14 protein-coding genes are annotated in these 17,506 nt (G+C 50.2%); all 14 read left to right on the plus strand.

Annotated elements, in window-relative coordinates:
- Nucleotides 1–80 precede the first annotated feature (80 nt).
- The 14 genes from tdh (at nucleotide 81) to ACZGCQ_RS01985 (ending at nucleotide 17,406) form a co-directional block, all read left to right on the plus strand.
- Nucleotides 81–1,169 (plus strand): L-threonine 3-dehydrogenase, encoded by a 1,089-nt coding sequence (gene tdh, locus ACZGCQ_RS01920; RefSeq protein WP_023467708.1) that lies wholly within the window; start codon nucleotides 81–83, stop codon nucleotides 1,167–1,169.
- Nucleotides 1,169–2,344: a glycine C-acetyltransferase gene (locus tag ACZGCQ_RS01925; RefSeq protein WP_481265202.1), complete on the plus strand. Its 1,176-nt coding sequence runs from the start codon at nucleotides 1,169–1,171 to the stop codon at nucleotides 2,342–2,344. The genes tdh and ACZGCQ_RS01925 overlap by 1 nt, the downstream gene beginning before the upstream one ends.
- A 146-nt stretch (nucleotides 2,345–2,490) precedes the next feature.
- Nucleotides 2,491–4,107: an alpha/beta hydrolase gene (locus ACZGCQ_RS01930; RefSeq protein WP_481266361.1), complete on the plus strand. Its 1,617-nt coding sequence runs from the start codon at nucleotides 2,491–2,493 to the stop codon at nucleotides 4,105–4,107.
- Entirely contained in the window at nucleotides 4,104–5,558 is a 1,455-nt protein-coding gene (locus ACZGCQ_RS01935) for a phytoene desaturase family protein (RefSeq protein WP_481265203.1), read from the plus strand. The genes ACZGCQ_RS01930 and ACZGCQ_RS01935 overlap by 4 nt, the downstream gene beginning before the upstream one ends.
- A 124-nt stretch (nucleotides 5,559–5,682) precedes the next feature.
- Entirely contained in the window at nucleotides 5,683–5,970 is a 288-nt protein-coding gene (locus ACZGCQ_RS01940) for a hypothetical protein (protein ID WP_481265204.1), read from the plus strand.
- A 105-nt stretch (nucleotides 5,971–6,075) separates the two neighbouring features.
- Nucleotides 6,076–7,344, plus strand: a complete 1,269-nt coding sequence (locus ACZGCQ_RS01945) for a DUF445 domain-containing protein (RefSeq protein WP_481265205.1) — start codon at nucleotides 6,076–6,078, stop codon at nucleotides 7,342–7,344.
- Entirely contained in the window at nucleotides 7,341–8,168 is an 828-nt protein-coding gene (locus ACZGCQ_RS01950) for a DNA-3-methyladenine glycosylase family protein (RefSeq protein WP_481265206.1), read from the plus strand. Before ACZGCQ_RS01945 ends, ACZGCQ_RS01950 begins: the two co-directional genes overlap by 4 nt.
- A 111-nt stretch (nucleotides 8,169–8,279) precedes the next feature.
- Complete coding sequence (locus tag ACZGCQ_RS01955) at nucleotides 8,280–8,717, plus strand: YlbF/YmcA family competence regulator (protein ID WP_023467714.1); 438 nt, start codon at nucleotides 8,280–8,282, stop codon at nucleotides 8,715–8,717.
- A gap of 62 nt (nucleotides 8,718–8,779) precedes the next feature.
- Nucleotides 8,780–11,311, plus strand: a complete 2,532-nt coding sequence (mutS, locus tag ACZGCQ_RS01960) for a DNA mismatch repair protein MutS (protein ID WP_481265207.1) — start codon at nucleotides 8,780–8,782, stop codon at nucleotides 11,309–11,311.
- A gap of 10 nt (nucleotides 11,312–11,321) precedes the next feature.
- Nucleotides 11,322–13,154, plus strand: coding sequence for a DNA mismatch repair endonuclease MutL (gene mutL / locus ACZGCQ_RS01965; protein WP_481265208.1), 1,833 nt, complete (start codon nucleotides 11,322–11,324; stop codon nucleotides 13,152–13,154).
- 419 nt (nucleotides 13,155–13,573) lie between these two features.
- Nucleotides 13,574–13,963, plus strand: coding sequence for a CidA/LrgA family protein (locus ACZGCQ_RS01970; RefSeq protein WP_051656227.1), 390 nt, complete (start codon nucleotides 13,574–13,576; stop codon nucleotides 13,961–13,963).
- A complete protein-coding gene (locus ACZGCQ_RS01975; protein ID WP_029341209.1) occupies nucleotides 13,956–14,639 on the plus strand; it encodes an LrgB family protein in 684 nt (227 codons plus the stop codon). The genes ACZGCQ_RS01970 and ACZGCQ_RS01975 overlap by 8 nt, the downstream gene beginning before the upstream one ends.
- A gap of 86 nt (nucleotides 14,640–14,725) precedes the next feature.
- Complete coding sequence (locus ACZGCQ_RS01980; RefSeq protein ID WP_412767678.1) at nucleotides 14,726–15,265, plus strand: AAA family ATPase; 540 nt, start codon at nucleotides 14,726–14,728, stop codon at nucleotides 15,263–15,265.
- Between the two features lie 101 nt (nucleotides 15,266–15,366).
- Nucleotides 15,367–17,406 (plus strand): ATP-binding protein, encoded by a 2,040-nt coding sequence (locus ACZGCQ_RS01985; RefSeq protein WP_481265209.1) that lies wholly within the window; start codon nucleotides 15,367–15,369, stop codon nucleotides 17,404–17,406.
- Nucleotides 17,407–17,506 lie beyond the last annotated feature (100 nt).

The following is a 17,506-nucleotide window of genomic DNA, read 5'->3' on the forward strand; positions in this document are numbered from 1 at the left end:
TGGTTTTTTGGGGATGCTAAACATTTGGAAGTTCGCAACATATAAATAAACGCGAACTTCCGCGAAGGAGTCGGGGAAAGATGACGAAATTAGTAACGACGGTAGAAGAGACGACAACGACGAAAACGATGCGTGCACTCGTCAAAGAAGAGCGCGGGTTCGGTGCGGCACTGAAAGAAGTACCGGTACCCGTACCGAGTCGTGGAGAAGTCTTGATTCGAGTCGAGGCAACATCAATCTGTGGGACGGACGTGCATATCTATGAGTGGGACGCGTGGGCAGCTTCACGTGTCAATCCGCCGTATGTCTTCGGTCATGAGTTCTCGGGCGAAGTCGTCGAGCTCGGAGAAGGCACGAAACGCTTGAAACTCGGTGACCGTGTCTCGGCTGAGACGCATATCGTCTGTCATCAATGTAAACAGTGTCTACGTGGGCAATACCATATCTGTAAGAACACGAAGATCATCGGTGTCGATACACAAGGTTGTTTTGCGGAATACGTCGTCATGCCGGAAGAAAACCTCTGGGTCAACCCGGAAGACATGCCAGCAGGGATTGCCTCGATTCAAGAGCCGATGGGAAATGCCGTCCATACCGTTCTTGCGAGTGATGTCAGTGCGAAAACGGTCGCAATCGTCGGTTGTGGTCCAATTGGTCTGATGGCGGTCTCGGTCGCTAAAGCAGCCGGTGCGGCGGAAGTCGTTGCGATCGATGTCAATCCGTATCGTCTCGAACTCGCGCGGACGATGGGGGCGGATGTCGTCATCGATTCACGTCATGACGATGTCTTAGAGCGGATCGAGCGCATGACGGACGGCGACGGGATTGATGTCGTCTGTGAGATGAGTGGTCATCCGGTTGCGATTCGTCAAGCGTTCGAGATGGTGACAGCCGGTGGAGACGTCAATATCCTTAGTCTGCCGGTCAAACCGGTCGAAATCGATTTGACGAACCACGTCGTCTTCAAAGGCGTCCGGGTTCAAGGCATCACCGGTCGGAAGATGTATGAGACATGGAGTCAAGTTTCTGCTTTCTTGTCGAGCGGAAAAGTTGATGTCCGCCCGTTGATCACACACACGTTGCCGCTCGAGCGGTTCGAAGAAGGATTTGAATTGATGCGTCAAGGGAAATGCGGAAAAGTCGTATTACAACCAAGGGGGACGAATTAATGGGATTTGAACACTTACGGACAGAACTAGAAGAGATGAAACAGGCGGGCACGTTCCGCAACCTCGTAGCACTCGAAAGCGCACAACATAATCGCGTGACGATCGACGGTAAGGAATTGATCCAACTGTCGTCGAACAACTACCTCGGACTCGCAGCGCATCCACGTCTCGCTGAACAAGCAGCGGAAGCAGCGCGCACGTTCGGTGCCGGAACAGGATCCGTTCGGACGATTGCCGGAACACTCGAGATGCACCAAGCATTCGAACGGGAACTCGCGACATTCAAGCATACGGAAGCGGCACTCGTCTTCCAGTCTGGATTCGCCACGAATCTCGGTGTCTTATCGGCACTGCTCGGTCCGGAAGACGTCGTCATCTCGGATGAGTTGAACCACGCTTCGATCATCGATGGAATTCGTCTGACGAAAGCGAAACGCCGGATCTATAAACACGTCGACTTGGCGGATCTTGAAGCGGCATTACAAGAAACACAAGACGCGCGGACACGCCTCGTCGTCACGGACGGTGTCTTCTCGATGGACGGAAACATCGCGCCACTCCCTGAGATCGTTGAATTAGCAGAACGCTATGACGCACTCGTCATGGTCGATGATGCCCATGCATCAGGTGTGCTTGGGAAAGCGGGACGCGGTACAGTCAATCACTTCGGTCTTGACGGACGTGTTGCTCTGCAGGTCGGTACGCTCTCAAAAGCCATCGGTGTCCTTGGCGGATACGTCGCATGTGAACAGCACGTCAAAGATTACCTGATTCATAAAGGACGTCCGTTCTTGTTCTCGACATCACATCCACCAGCGGTCGTCGAAGCGAACCGGGAAGCGCTCCGCGTCATGGAAGAAGAAACGGAACTCTTTGATCGTCTGTGGGAAAACACGGAATTCTTTAAACAAGGACTCCGTGATCTCGGATTTGATATCGGCACGTCGACGACGCCAATCACACCGGTCATCGTCGGAGATGAAGCACGTTGCCACGAGTTGTCGGACCGCTTGCGTCAAGAAGGCGTCTTCGCTCAAGGCATCGCCTTCCCGACGGTCGCAAAAGGAAAAGCACGTGTTCGGACGATCGTGACGGCTGAACATACACGCGAAGACTTGACGACGGCGCTTGCAGCGTTCGAAAAAGTCGGTCGTGAATTAAACTTGATCGGTTAATGCTGATCACGGACGAACGCGTCCGCATACTCTCAGGCAGTGGGTCGTCGACCCGCTGCCTGATGTGCGTCACGGGCGGAAGAATGAGAAGTCAACCGTTTTTACTTTTGCAAGATAGGGAATAACTGATGAAGAAAGGATGTGACCTGATGAGTAAGAAGAAGAAAGGGATATTGCTCTCATTTTTGATGCTGACACTGCTCCTTGGGGGGTGTATTCGCATCCAGTACGATGCAACGATCCATACCGATCAAAGTGTCACCTTAAAGACGACATATGCCGCGAAGGAACATCCGGTGGCTCGTCTACTCAATTTGAATCCGAATTGGAAGGGATATGTTAAACAAGCTGAGAAGAACGGCTATGCGGCGAAGACGTTCAAGACGAAAGATGACTACGAAGGCATCCGGATGCAAAAGACATTCGCGAACTTCAAGGATATGACGTCGATCAAGGACGAATGGAAGACCGGCATCGGTGGGATTCTGATTCCACCCGATACGAAGTTTGACATGAAGAAATCGAACGGATTTTGGTTCGATACGTACCGACTCGATACGAACATTGATCTCAGTATCGATCGGTTGAACATCAAAGGGTATCAACCGACGGGTCAGGTCAAGAAGTTAGCCGATCGTTATATTCGTCAAGCCGATATCGAGATCAAGCTCCACGGTCCAAAAGTGATCGGTCTCCAAAATGGAGAAAAGATCGACTGGTCGAATTACCATGATGTGTCATGGAAATTATACGGAACGAAAGCCAACCAGCTACAGTTGATTGCGTATGTACCGAATCCGACAGGTTGGATCATTACCGGTATCGTGTTATTGATCGGTGTCGGATTATTCCTCTACTGGGTCTTTCATCGTGTCCGTAAACTACGTCGTCAACAGCTGAAAACGATTAGTATCTCACTTCTCGTCTGTTTGATTGTCGGGGGAGGAGCGTGGTGGCTATTTGCGGAAGATACGTCGAGTGCCCCACCGCCGACGCGTCAGATCGTCACACAAGGAAAGAGTGAAATCGTGCCGACGTTCCTCGTCCATGGGTTATTCGGGACGGAGCGGACGTTCGTGCCGATGATTCAAAACTTCACGAATAAAAAAGTCGCCGATGACGGAGGACGATGTGACGTGACTCGTTCCGGAAAAGCAACCTGTAACGTCAACCCCTCGCCGACCGGCTACCCACTTGTCCGAATCGTCTTCGCCGATGATGAGGCGAGCCTTGCCGATCAGCAAAAGTGGTTAAATGCGGCGATTGCAGCTTACGATGCGAAACAAAAAGCGACCTTTGCCGATATTCAGCTCGTTGGGCACAGCATGGGTGGTGTTGATGTCGTCGCCTATACGGTTCAAGAAGAGATGCCGTATCACGTCCGAAAAGTCGTGACGCTCGACTCACCGATCGCCGGCTCCGATTACGCGAAACTTGGCTTGACGCTTGCACCACTCGGCACGAATACGAACAGTCCCGCAATCCGCGATCTGGCGAAAGGTTCTCCAGCGATGAACAACCTGACCCAGCGGCTCGAGACGTGGCCACGTGACGTACTTGTCTATTCGTTTGGTGCAAAAGGGGGCGACTTCAATCTGATTTCGCTGAAGAGTTCATTTGCACTCGAGAACTATACGGATAACATCCAAACAAAATCGTATAAATATGATCATTTCACGATTCATCGCCGGGAGCCAGTCTTCCGCGAAATCCGCAATTTCCTGTTTAAAGAAAACCGGGTCACGGAGGAGGAATCATCATGAAACACGTCGTCATCGTTGGCGGAGGAATTGCCGGTCTAACGGCTGCTGCATTGATCGCACAAGAAGGGCATACGGTCACCGTCCTTGAGGGGAGCCGTGAATGGGGAGGGTCAGCCGGGAAGTTCACGCGCCGGGATCTGACATATCCAGTTGGAGCGACCCTTGGGATGGGATTTGAGGCTGGCGGCATTCATGCCCGTGTGCTCGATCATCTTGGAGTGACGCACCGTGTCGAGTCACTCGACGTCGTCATGACGATTCGCATCGAAGGACGGACGATTCATTATTATCAGGATCGCGATGCCTTTCTAATCGAATTGACGTCACATTTTCCGGAGCAGGCATCGTCGATTCGTGCTTTCTTTGCTGAAATCAAGCAGATTCATGAGGCGATTCGTCCACTGATGGCAGAACTGCCGGCATTGCCACTTCAAGATCTAGCCGATGTTCAGCGGTTAGTCCGTCACGCGAAAAGTGTCGTCCTCTTACCATATTTTCCTCTGACGATTGGTCATCTGTTACGCAAACATCGACTAGCGGATACGTTGTTCGCACAAGTGATCGACGGGATCTTACTCGACAGCATGCAGACAGGGCAGGAAGCATCTGCTTTACTAGGGGCTGTCGCCTTATCGATTTATCACGAAGGTGCCTATTATGTTCCGGGCGGCTTGTACCGACTGGCCGAGCAATTAAAAGAAACAGCCGAGGCGAACGGGGCAACCTGTCTGCTTGGGCGAAAAGTCACGTCGATTCGCAAGACGCCGGATGGTTTTTTGATCGAGGATCGGCGAGGGCGCTTGACGCTTGCCGATGCTGTCATCTGTGCGGTTCCGCTTGAAGGCATCCGGGAAGTCGTCAGCGCGGATATGCGACGAACGTTACGACGGACGTACCGACGACAAGAAAAGCTACAGCAATGGGCGACCTTTACGTATTATGCGGCGATTCCGGAGGCGATCATTTTGTCTGATGAAGCATTCCGTCAAGTCCATGATCCGTCCTTACCTTCAGGTCACGCCTTCGTCTCCCTCTCCCGTTCGGAGGACCGGTTGCGTGCACCAGTCGGTCAGCGGACGCTGACGATGTCATGTCATGTTCCAATCGGTACGTTTGATAAGACGAACCGGAAACGCTACGACGAACAAGTCGAGACGATGTCGACGATCTTTGAAGCTATTCTTGAACAACAGTTTCCGGGCTTCGGACAACAGGCGATCGAACGTCATCCAGGTGGACCGGGGGCGTGGGTCCGCTATACGTTCCGTCCGGATGGTGGAGTCGGAGGATATCCGCAACGTCCGAGTACGAGTCTCTTGTTCGCGGCTCCGTTTCGAACGGGTATCGACGATTTCTTTGCGATTGGCGACACGATTTTTCCGGGTGCCGGGACGATTGGGGCGACAACGTCTGCGATTCATGCCGCCCGACAGTTTGGTGTCAGATTATGAAAAATCGTCGCAAAATGATGAAAGAAGCGACGCATCTGTCGCTTTTTTCACATTTGAGGATTATGATGAGGAAGAGTCGGGAACATGATATCCATGAACAGAAAGAGAGAAGGAGTGAAAAACCATGGAGACATTCGAGCAAAAATGTCAGTCGTTCATTCAGGAACGACGACCTGAAGTCGGTCCGATTCAATTCGAGTCGGCACGCACGTTTCTCAATACACGCGGTTTAAGCGTCTACGAACGGATTTATCAAGGAAAAGAGGAAGTACGATTGGCGTTCGTCGAGCAGACGAATGGACAACAACTCGTTTCATTAATGGAAAATACATTCGGCAACGGACTGGTCTATTTTGTCTCAACGGCAACCGCGACATGGGATGGCGACCGTTTTGGTGAATACACGTTTTAAGTACATAGGGAGTCCCAGTCGATGACTGGGGCTCTTTCGTGTCGAAACCTAATCCTTATCCCGTTCGTAAGGTAGGTAAGTGTCTCAGTTGAAGGAGGAAACGATGTGTCATCACTTGAACAACCTAAAACATCGACACGGCGGCTTGCGACCGTCTCGTTGATTTTCATGGCGGTCGGATTCGTCGTCTCATTGCCATTTAAAGAAAATGCGTGGATCTTTTGGCTCCAGAGCGGTTTTGAAGCCGGGCTCGTCGGTGGGATCGCCGACTGGTTCGCGATCACGGCGCTGTTTCGCCATCCGCTCGGCTTAAAGATTCCCCATACGAACTTGTTGCCGAAAAATCGGGAACGGGTCATCGAATCAATCGTTCATATGCTCGAGACGGACTTGCTGAATAAAGAAAGTATCGTTGCGAAACTGCAGCACATGACACTCGCGGATCGTGTCATCAAAATCTTACGCTCGATTCTGGTTCTGCCTGCATTTCGAGCGACCGTCACCGAACTATTGGTCGGTCTAATTCGGAAACTACCAAAAGAGGCGATTCTCGAATTTGCAGATACACGATTAACGGAAACGATCAAAGCGTATCCGTCGCAACGACTGGCAGTCCGGGCGATGGAATTGAATGAGGAACGTCGGCTTGACGAGTGGCTGATGGATCAGTTACTCGGTTATGGGCAACGTCTACTTGAAGATCCAATCATTCGTGACCAAATCGGTCGCCTTGCCTATACGGCGATGATCGATCAAGAAAAAAATACGTTCTTACGTGTGACGGCACGAACCGTTCAAAAAGTTTATTCAGAAGAGAAACTCAGTCTGGTCATTCAAGGTGTCTTGTTGACGGTCATTCAAGACATGCGACACGTCCATCATCCGAATCGCTTAGCGATTCTCGATCATCTGCGCCGTAACCTGGCACAGTTGTCGATCGATGAAGAGCGTCTAGCAAAAATTGATGCCTGGAAGGCAAGCGAGGTCGATCGACTCGATTTCGTTCCGGTTATTGAACGTGCTTACGATGCTGGTCTGATTGAACTCGAACGCTACTTGACGTCAGACGCCTTCTGGACGGAACGAGCGATGCCGATGCTCTCCCGTGCCTTAGATGACTGGGAACAACATCCGACGTTCAAGGATAGCAGCGATCAGTGGATGAAGGAGCAACTCGTTCGTTTCGTCGAACAAAACCACCAAAAAATCGGTGGACTCGTCCGCGAGAACTTAAACCGCTTCGATACCGAGACATTGATTCATATGATCGAGGATAAAGTCGGCAGTGACTTGCAATGGATCCGGGTCAACGGAGCCTTGTGTGGATTCATCATCGGTTTGATTCTTGGTGCAATCAAGATATTCGTCGGATGAGCCGCTGGACATATGATCTGACGTTGTCGGAAGCATTTGATTTTAAAGGTGTTATGTCTCGTTTGACGGAAGACCCGTTACAAGTCGAGCGTGCAGGACGACTCGTTGTTCCAGTCTTCATCAACGATCAGGCGTACATCACGACGATAGAAGCCATCGATGGTTACACATTACGGATTGACGGTTCAGGACCACAAGCAGCGGTGCTGACGCAACTCAAGCGACGCTTTCGACTCAGTGAGCCGAATCCTGCGCGGCGTCTCAAAGCGACGTCATTACACGCGATCGTCGAACGGTTCGGCGACGAACGACTTGTGCTGGATCATTCACCATTCACGGCCTTGATCCGTTCGATCATTCATCAACAAATCAATCTGGCGTTTGCCCATACATTGACGGAACGTGTCTTTCGAACATTCGGAACGGTCCAGGACGGAATCATCCTTCCGCCGACACCGCGTCAATTAGCAACCGCGCGTCGTGAGGACTTGCTCGCTCTGCAACTATCAGGACGTAAAGTCGATTACTTGCTCGGCGTAGCGACGGCAGTGATTGATTATGATGGATTGACGTCAGCGACTGACGCAGAAATTGCTGAGACGTTGATTGCACTGAAAGGCGTCGGACCATGGACGGTCCAAAACGTCCTGATGTTCGGATACGGTCGTCCGGATTTGTTTCCGGCATCGGACATCGGGATTTTACGGGCTTTCGAACGGTTACTCGGTTACCGACCGACTGTTGAAGAAGCGGCGCGACTGGCAGAGGAATTTGCTCCTGTCCGCAGTCACGCCGCCTATCTATTATGGCGTTCGATTGAATAAGGAACTATTCTTGTCACTCTATCGTGAGAACGGTATAATGAATGCGACAGAACGAGGAATCGTTCAGAATGCTAAGGGAAGCGACGTGTTCGCTAACGATAGAGGGGACGAATGTGGATGTATACAGATGAACAAATCATCGAAAAAGCCAATGAAATCGCCAAAATGATTTCAGAGACACCGGAAGTAGAACGATTTAAAGCGGCAGAAGCCAACATCAATGGGAATGAAAAAGTCCAAAAGATGATGAAACAAATCAAGTTCCTTCAAAAAGAGGCAGTCAACTGCCAGCATTACGGCAAAACAGAAGCACTCGCACGAGTCGAAGCGAAGCTCGATAAATTGTTCGCTGAGCTCGATGAGATGCCTGTCGTCCAACAGTTCCAAGAAACACAAGAAGAAGTCAACGGACTTCTCCAATACATCACGGTGACGATCTCGAACGGGATTACGGATCAAATCATCGAAGCGACGGACGGGGATGTTCTCGCTGGTAAGACAGGTAGCGGCATGGAAGCAGAAAACAAAAGCGGCGGTTGCGGCTACTAATCACGAAATGAACGAAAAGCCGACGGACATCCGTCGGCTTTTTCTACGAATGAGGTGGAAGAATGGAAGCAGTACACAACACACCGATGATGAAACAATACTTCTCGATCAAGGCGGATTATCCGGATGCCTTCTTGTTTTATCGGCTCGGTGATTTTTACGAATTATTCTTTGAAGATGCCAAGAAAGTCGCCCATGAACTGGAGTTGACGTTGACGGCGAAAAACGGCAAGAACGCGGAACATCCGATTCCGATGTGCGGCGTGCCCCATCACGCAGCGAACGGCTACATCGAACAGTTGATCGAGCGTGGTTATAAAGTGGCACTTTGCGATCAAGTCGAGGATCCGAAGTTGACGAAAGGACTCGTCAAACGCGAAGTCATCCAAGTCATCACGCCGGGAACGTTGATGTCCGCCTTGACGGAAAAAGAGAATCGGTACTTAGTCGCGGTCGTCGAACAGGACGGTCGTTTTGGGATTGCCCGCGGAGATGTCTCGACAGGTGAGAGTGCCTTGACTAGCGTCGCGACACTCGACGGTGTAATCAAGGAACTGAGCATCATCCTGCCACGGGAAATCATCGTCACGACAGAGGAACATGAGACAGCACTCGCACACTTACGGATTCCACTGACGCGTAGTTCACGGCGCGAGACGCATCCGCACGGCGACCGTGCGATTGATACAGCCCAAGCGGAAGCCTTTGCCGTGCTCTATGCCTACATGCACGATACACAAAAACGAGCGTTGACACATCTACAACCTGCTGTCGTCTATGAGGCGAGCGATTTTATGCAACTCGAGCCGAATACGGTCAAGAATCTCGAACTCGTCCGTTCAGCACGGACAGGAGATAAAAAGGGTTCCTTGCTTGGTCTACTTGACGTGACGGGCACAGCGATGGGCGGACGGATGCTGAAGCGCTGGTTAGAAAAACCGTTGTTATCGGAACGCGTGATCACGGAACGGCTCGACGCTGTCGAGGAATTGTTGCAACACTATTTCGAGCGTCAACAACTAAAAGATACGTTACGCGAAGTCTATGATCTCGAGCGACTCGTCGCGAAAGTCGGGTATGGAACAGCGTCGGCGCGCGATCTCGTTCAATTGAAGTCGACGTTACGGCTGATTCCCCGCATCCAATCAGCACTTGAAGAGATGATGAGCGAACGTCTCGGTCAACTCAGTCTCGGACTTGATCCGCACGATGAGTTGAGCGATCTACTCGATCGTGCATTTGTCGAAGCCCCACCGATCTCAACGAAAGAGGGTGGAATGATCAAGTCCGGTTATTCACCAGATCTCGACGAGTTACTCGTCGCCTCAAAAGACGGCAAGACGTGGCTCGCGACACTTGAAGCCAGCGAACGGGCTGCAACTGGTATCAAGACGTTGAAGATTGGTTATAACCGTGTCTTCGGCTATTACATCGAGGTATCACGTGCCAATGCCAAGCTGTTGCCGGAAGGACGGTATGAACGGAAGCAGACACTTGCCAATGCTGAGCGTTATATCACACCGGAATTGAAGGAAAAAGAAGCGTTGATCCTTGGTGCGGAAGAGAAGAGTGTCACGCTCGAGTACGATCTCTTCTGTGGAGTGCGCGATGAAGTCAAAGGACACATCGAAAGCTTACAACGCGTCAGTCGCCGGATCGCGGAACTCGACGTCCTCGTCGCACTGGCCGAGATTGCTGAGACGCATGACTACGTCCGACCGATCACGACGACGGGACGAACGGTTGATATTCAGCAAGGACGTCACCCGGTTATCGAAACGGTCTTACCACGTGGTGAATATGTCGCGAACGGGATCACCTTAAACGAAGGACGCGAGATGCTGTTGATCACTGGACCAAACATGTCTGGTAAATCGACCTATATGCGACAGTTTGCCTTGATTGCCTTGTTGCATCAAATCGGCTCGTTCGTACCAGCTGCTCAAGCGGAACTGCCGATTTTCGATCAAATCTTCACTCGAATCGGGGCGGCAGACGACCTTGTCAGTGGACAGTCGACGTTCATGGTCGAGATGGTCGAGACACAAGAAGCGTTGACGCGTGCAACAGATCGATCCTTGATCCTGCTTGACGAAATCGGTCGCGGGACCTCGACGTACGATGGGATGGCACTCGCACAAGCGATCGTTGAACACATTGCTCGTCATGTCGGAGCGAAGACGCTATTTTCGACGCATTATCATGAACTGACGGTGCTCGAAGAATCGATTGAGCGGTTAGCGAATGTTCACGTCCGTGCCGTTGAACAAGACGGGCGTGTCGTCTTCTTGCATGAAGTGCGCGATGGAAAAGCCGATCAATCGTACGGAATCCACGTCGCGCGGTTAGCTGATTTACCAGATAGTCTGATCGAGCGGGCGCAAGTCCTCTTGTCCGAGTTCGAGCAGGCAGAGCCTGTTCCGGTCGCAGCACCTGTCAAAGCTCCTGTTCAGGAGGAGCCGCTTGATCAACTCAGTCTGTTCTCAGAAGCGGATCCGCTGCGTGAGACGATGGCGAGTCTTGATTTAATCAACATGACGCCACTCGAAGCATTGAATACGCTGTACCGCCTACAAGCCGAAGCGAGAAAGTGAGGAGAATGCAGTGGGAATCATTCGTGAATTATCCGATAGTTTAGCGAACCGGATCGCGGCGGGAGAAGTCGTCGAACGCCCGGCATCGGTCGTCAAGGAACTGGTCGAGAACGCACTAGATGCCGGTGCGACACAAATCGATGTCGAACTCGAAGAAGCTGGAATGAAACGGATGACGATCCGCGACAACGGACACGGGTTTTACCCGGATGACGCTGAACTGGCTTTCGTCCGTCACGCGACGAGTAAGATTAAGGATGAGCATGACTTATTCCGAATCAAGACACTTGGGTTCCGCGGAGAGGCACTTGCCTCGATCGCGTCCGTCAGTAAAGTGACGTTGAAGACGAAACGTGAGGACGCGGAAGGGATTCAAGTGACGCTTGAGTACGGGACGGTCGTCGAACGGACACCAGCAGCAATGAACCGGGGAACGGAATTGACGGTCGAGCATCTCTTCTTCAATACACCGGCCAGGCTGAAGTATTTGAAGACGACGCATACGGAACTTGCGGCGATCACGGACGTGCTGAACCGGATGGCGTTCGCTCATCCAGACGTCAAACTTCGGGCTACCCATGAAGGGAAGACGTTGATCCAGACGAACGGATCAGGAGACGTCCGGCAAGCGCTGGCGAGTGTCTACGGTCATCAAACGATTCAAGGAACGTTGGTCGCAAAAGGTGCGAATGCCGATTATCAATTGACGTGTCATCTCGTCAAACCGGAAGTGACCCGTGCCTCGAAGAATTACATTACGTTGATTCTCAATGGACGTTCGGTCAAAAACTTCGCCCTGACGCAAGCGGTCTTGAACGGTTACCATACACTCTTGCCGATCGGGCGGTATCCGATTGCAGTCATCGAGGTGACGATGGATCCACTCCTGATCGATGTCAACGTCCACCCGGCGAAACGAGAAGTCCGTCTTTCAAAAGAGATGGAGCTCTGCCAGTTGATTCAGGAGACGATCAAGATGACGCTCAGCCGGGAGACACTGATTCCGAAAGTGACGCCACCGAAACCAAAAAAGGATCCGAGTAGCCAAGAAAAACTCGATTTTTCTTACGTCGCGGAACCAGTCGAAGAGACGTCATCGCGAGCGGTCTGGAATTATCCGATTCCGAAAAAGCCGCAAGAAGACGATCGGCCACCTGTAGAGAAATCATTACCGTTTAGCAACGGGGATGATCTGTTCGAACCTCTCGAACCGGTCAAGCAGGACTTTGTCGAACCGATTGAGGAATCACCCGCGCGTCCGCGCTTTCCGCATCTCGACGTCATCGGTCAACTCCATTCGTCCTATATCGTCTGTGCCGGGGAAGACGGGATGTATATGATTGATCAACATGCAGCACAGGAACGAATCAAATACGAGACGTATAAGGTCATGTTCGGTCGACCACCGGAACAACGACAGCAATTGCTCTTACCGTATACGTTTGAAATCTCGTCGGATGACATGAAACGGATGGAGGAAGTCCTTCCGTTGCTCAAAGACGTCGGTATCGAGTTCGAAGCATTTGGTCCACAAAGCTTCATCGTCCGAGAAGTTCCGACGTGGTTCCCATCCCATCGGCAGGAAGAGACGATTCAGGAATTACTCGATGAAGCATTAATGAAACGGAAAATCGATCTCGAAACATACCGGGAAGATGCCGCCATCATGATGGCATGTAAGAAGTCGATTAAGGCGAATCATCCGTTGAACGATGAGATGATGCGCCGTTTGATTGACGATCTAGCGAAAACGGAAATGCCGTTTACGTGCCCCCACGGACGCCCGGTCATCATCGAATGGACGACGTATGAACTTGAGAAGTTGTTCAAACGGGTCATGTAATCACGATCCCATTCAGGTATCGTCTCAGATTAAAAAGGGAGCTGACTTTAAAGTCAGTCTCTACAAATAAGAATGACGTGTCTTTTCACGCACTTTCCTCAGGCGAGACACAAGCCAGTATTCCTGCTTCATTCAAGCAGGAAAGCGGGTCTTGTTTGTCTCTAAAGCGTATAAATGCGCTTTTCCTGTAGGAGTTGCGTGTGACGCGTCATTCTTTTTTGGAATCAGCTCCTTTTTGTTCGTCTCGAATCATTTGTTGTACTGATACACGATTGACTAGTTTTTGTTTGTGCTACTACAAAAAAAGGTGTGGATTTGCATGAGAACGGTTACTTCAGTTGATTAACTAGATTTCATTGATTGTTGAAGGAAAGAGGCGGATAATAAGACCCGAAACTGTTAACAAGGGGACCTTTATCATGTTGTCACGCATCATGCGTATCATTCAAATCATTGCTCAAATCGCACTTATTTTTTGTTTTTCACTCAGTGGGGACTGGGTGAGCGAAACTTTCCAGTTACCCTTACCCGGTAACATCATCGGCTTGATTCTTCTGTACGTGACGTTAAAAAGTCGACTGCTTCCTCTCGTCGCTGTCGAACGGGGCGGAACCTTTCTGCTGTTCGTCATGCCGTTATTCTTTGTTCCGGCACTGTCTGGAATCATGGATTATACAGCATTCCTTCGAACATCTGGTCTTCAAGTCCTATTAATCGTCGTCGTCAGCAGCCTCCTGACGTTAGTCGGCTCAGCGTATATCGTCGACCGCTTAGCACACCGGAAAGAGGCGGTGACACCACATGAGTGAGACACTGTTCTGGATCATTTTGACCATTCTTTTATTCAGTGGCGCAATGTTCATTTACCAACGGCATCCTCGTGTCTGGACGTTACCGATCCTGACGGTGACGGCTGTCCTGATTATCATCCTCATCTATAGTGGGGTCTCACATGCAGAATATATGCAAGGGGGGCAGTACTTGTCGAAGATGCTCGGTCCAGCGATCACGGCATTTGCGATTCCGCTCTACCGCGTCCGACATCACGTTCGCCGTTTTCTACCGGAAATCGGACTTGGTGTCTTGCTTGGAACATGTATTGCAATGAGTTCAGATCTGTTACTCGGTCTGCTGCTCCATCTTGAGCGGACGACGAACCTTGCCCTGTTACCGAAATCAGTCACGTTACCTGTTGCCTTGGCGATTTCGCAAAAAGCAGGTGGGACGACGACGCTAACGGCAGCATTCGTTTTATTGACGGGGTTAACCGGATCGATCGTCGGTCCAAAACTCATGACAGGACTTAAGATTCGTCACTTCGTTAGCCGTGGTGTCGGCTTAGCATCGATTGCCCACGTCATGGGCGCGACGAAATCAATGAGTCTTGACCAACGTGAAGGGGCGGTCGGTCTGCTGACGATGGTCTTGACGGCCGTCTGTGCTAGCGTCATCGCACCGTTTTTAATCACATGGTTATATGGGTAAACACTCTGTTTTTTCAACGGAGTGTTTTTTTGTAACCGATTGAAACTTGTCGACCACTTTTGCAGTATAGTACAACAGAAAACAGGGTGGAGGAGAATAAGATGATCATTTGGATTAACGGTACGTTTGGTGTCGGGAAAACGACGGCAGCCAAAGGGCTACAACAACGCTGGAGCGGATCACACATCTTTGATCCAGAGGAGACAGGCTATTTCTTACGGGCGCAACTGCCGGAAAACAAGGATGATTTTCAGGATGAGCCGTTGTGGCGCACGTTCAACCGACAGCTCCTCGAACAGCTTGATACGGAAAAAGCACGGATCATCGTACCAATGACCTTAACGAACCCGGCGTACTTTCAGGAAATCATCGGTACGTTACGCGAGAACGGGCATGATGTCCGTCATATCGCACTGATGGCGAAGGAGGCGACCGTCAAACGCCGCCTGATCAGCCGCTTTGAGCGTCCGAACTCATGGGGCGGTCAACAAGCGGAACAACGACTACGGCAATTATCCGATCCGCTGTTCAGTCAACAGATTGAGACGGATGATCTGACGAAAGGGCAAGTCATTGATGCGATTGCTCTCGTGACCGGAATCGGACTCTCGCCTGCCCGACCGTAAAGGGTTCAAGAAAGATGTTTCCGGGAATCAATAGGTGATATAGGATGAGGAGGAAACAATCTTGAATGAAGGGCAACTTATTGCTAGGAGGATTTATGAACATGAAACACTGGATGACTGAGAAACTAGGCAGACAGTTGATGGCGATTTTTTATAGTGTCTTTGCACTAAGTGTCATTACATCGGTTGCCAGTTATTTATATGTGGATAACGCCGCGGGACGGACGAAGGAACAAGTACTTGACCAGTTACAAAAGACACAATGGTTCTGGTCGTTGAACTTGCTGATTTTTTTATTTTGTCTATTATTCATCGTGCGACCGTTGATTCATCGGGTGACGTCACAGCTCCGCGAATTGAATGTCAAAAGCCATCGTCTCGCGGAAGGTAAGTCGATTTCGCTCGAACATGACGTCGATAGCCATAATGAAGTCGGTCAATTGACGGCATCGTTTTACCGGATGGCACGTTCAATCTCTTCCCAACATGCGGAACTTTCAGCGAAGAATAAAGAGATGGAACACAATCAAGAGGTACTACAACAAAAACAAGAGGAACTTGAACGAGCGCTCGAAGTAACACGGACGAATGAGCTACATTTACAAGATCGTAATGAACTGATCGAAACGCTTGCTTCAAAAGAGAGTTTGTTTGATTATTCCTCTGTCATCAGTACGATCGTGCGGTTGACGAAGACAGAATTCGGTGCCCTCTTACTGATTAAGAATAATGAGATCGCACAAGTCGTTCCAAAAGAAATGACGGAGGATCAGCAGGAGAGCTTAAAAACAGAATCATTGCTACTGAAACGCGTCATGATTTCAAAGGAAACGGCACATTCCTCGAAAAAGGTCGCGAATGATGATCTCATCAAGTATCCGTATCACGTCTATGAAGGTGTCATCCCAATCATGGACCCGGCGAAGGAAGAATTGATTGCTTGTCTCTATCTGGCCCGCTTTGATGCGCCATTCAATCAAAAAGACTTGGCGGAGCTTGAATCGTTCTCAAAACAGATTGCCATTTCATTAATGCGAATGTCACTCTATGAACAGATGGAATACGAACGAAAAGAAACGGCACAGCTGTTGAATTCCGTTCGCGAAGCGATTCTCTACATCAAACACGAGGAGAAGACGATCTTAGGCAATCAGGCATTATTTGATATTTTCCAGTCATTACAGATAGAAGAAGATAATGACTCGATGACGTTTCTTGAGGTTCGACCAGAGACGATGTTCGAGCAGATGGACCAAAAAGAAGCGTTTGAAGCGTACTTTGAAGAAGTCTTATCAGGTGAGATTCCTGAGGGCATGTTCTCCTTATCGATCGATCAGGGTGAATACTTTATTCAAGTCTATGCTGAGGCGATTGCTCATGGAGAACAGTCGAAAGGGACGATCCTTGTCTTCCGTGACGTCACGGCAGAGACAGAAGTCGACCGCGTAAAGTCTGAACTCGTCTCGACGGTCTCGCATGAACTTAGAACACCACTTTCATCAATTTATGGTTTTACGGAATTGATGTTGAAACGTGATCTGGATCCCGAGCGAAACAAACGGTATTTGCAGACGATTCACGATGAATCGAAACGGTTGACCGATCTCGTCAGCGACTTTTTGAACGTCCAGCGGATGGAGTCAGGAAAACAAGAGTATGATAAACAAATCTTTGATCTGAAGGAAGTCGTCAATGAACAAATCCAGTTTTATCAAGCAGCAACGGAACAACATAGTCTGCAGCTTGATTTAAATGACGAACAGGACTTCATGGTCGAGGCGGATGCGAACAGCATGAAACAACTTCTTGGGAATCTATTGAATAATGCGGTGAAATACTCACCGGACGGTGGAGATGTCGTCGTCACGATGACCCACCAGCATAATCAGATCGAACTCAGCGTTCGTGATTTCGGGATTGGGATTCCAAGCCATTCAATGCCGCATCTATTCAGTAAGTTCTACCGCGTCGATAACTCAGATAGCCGAAAGATCGGCGGAACGGGTCTTGGATTATCGATCTGTAAGGAAATCGTTCGCGCGCATGATGGCAACATCGAGGTCGAATCGATCCTTGGAGAAGGAACGGTTTTCCGGGTCAAGTTGCCGAGTGCGACGGACGCGTTACTTGAAGCAGAATGAAGAGACGAAGAAGAGGCGATATTATGCGCCTCTTCTTTTTTTGTCATTCCTCGTGTGAGATTCGTCCAAATTCATGCTTTTGGCTAAAACGAGTAAGATG

It is taken from the genome of Exiguobacterium sp. HSB13, from assembly GCF_056764755.1.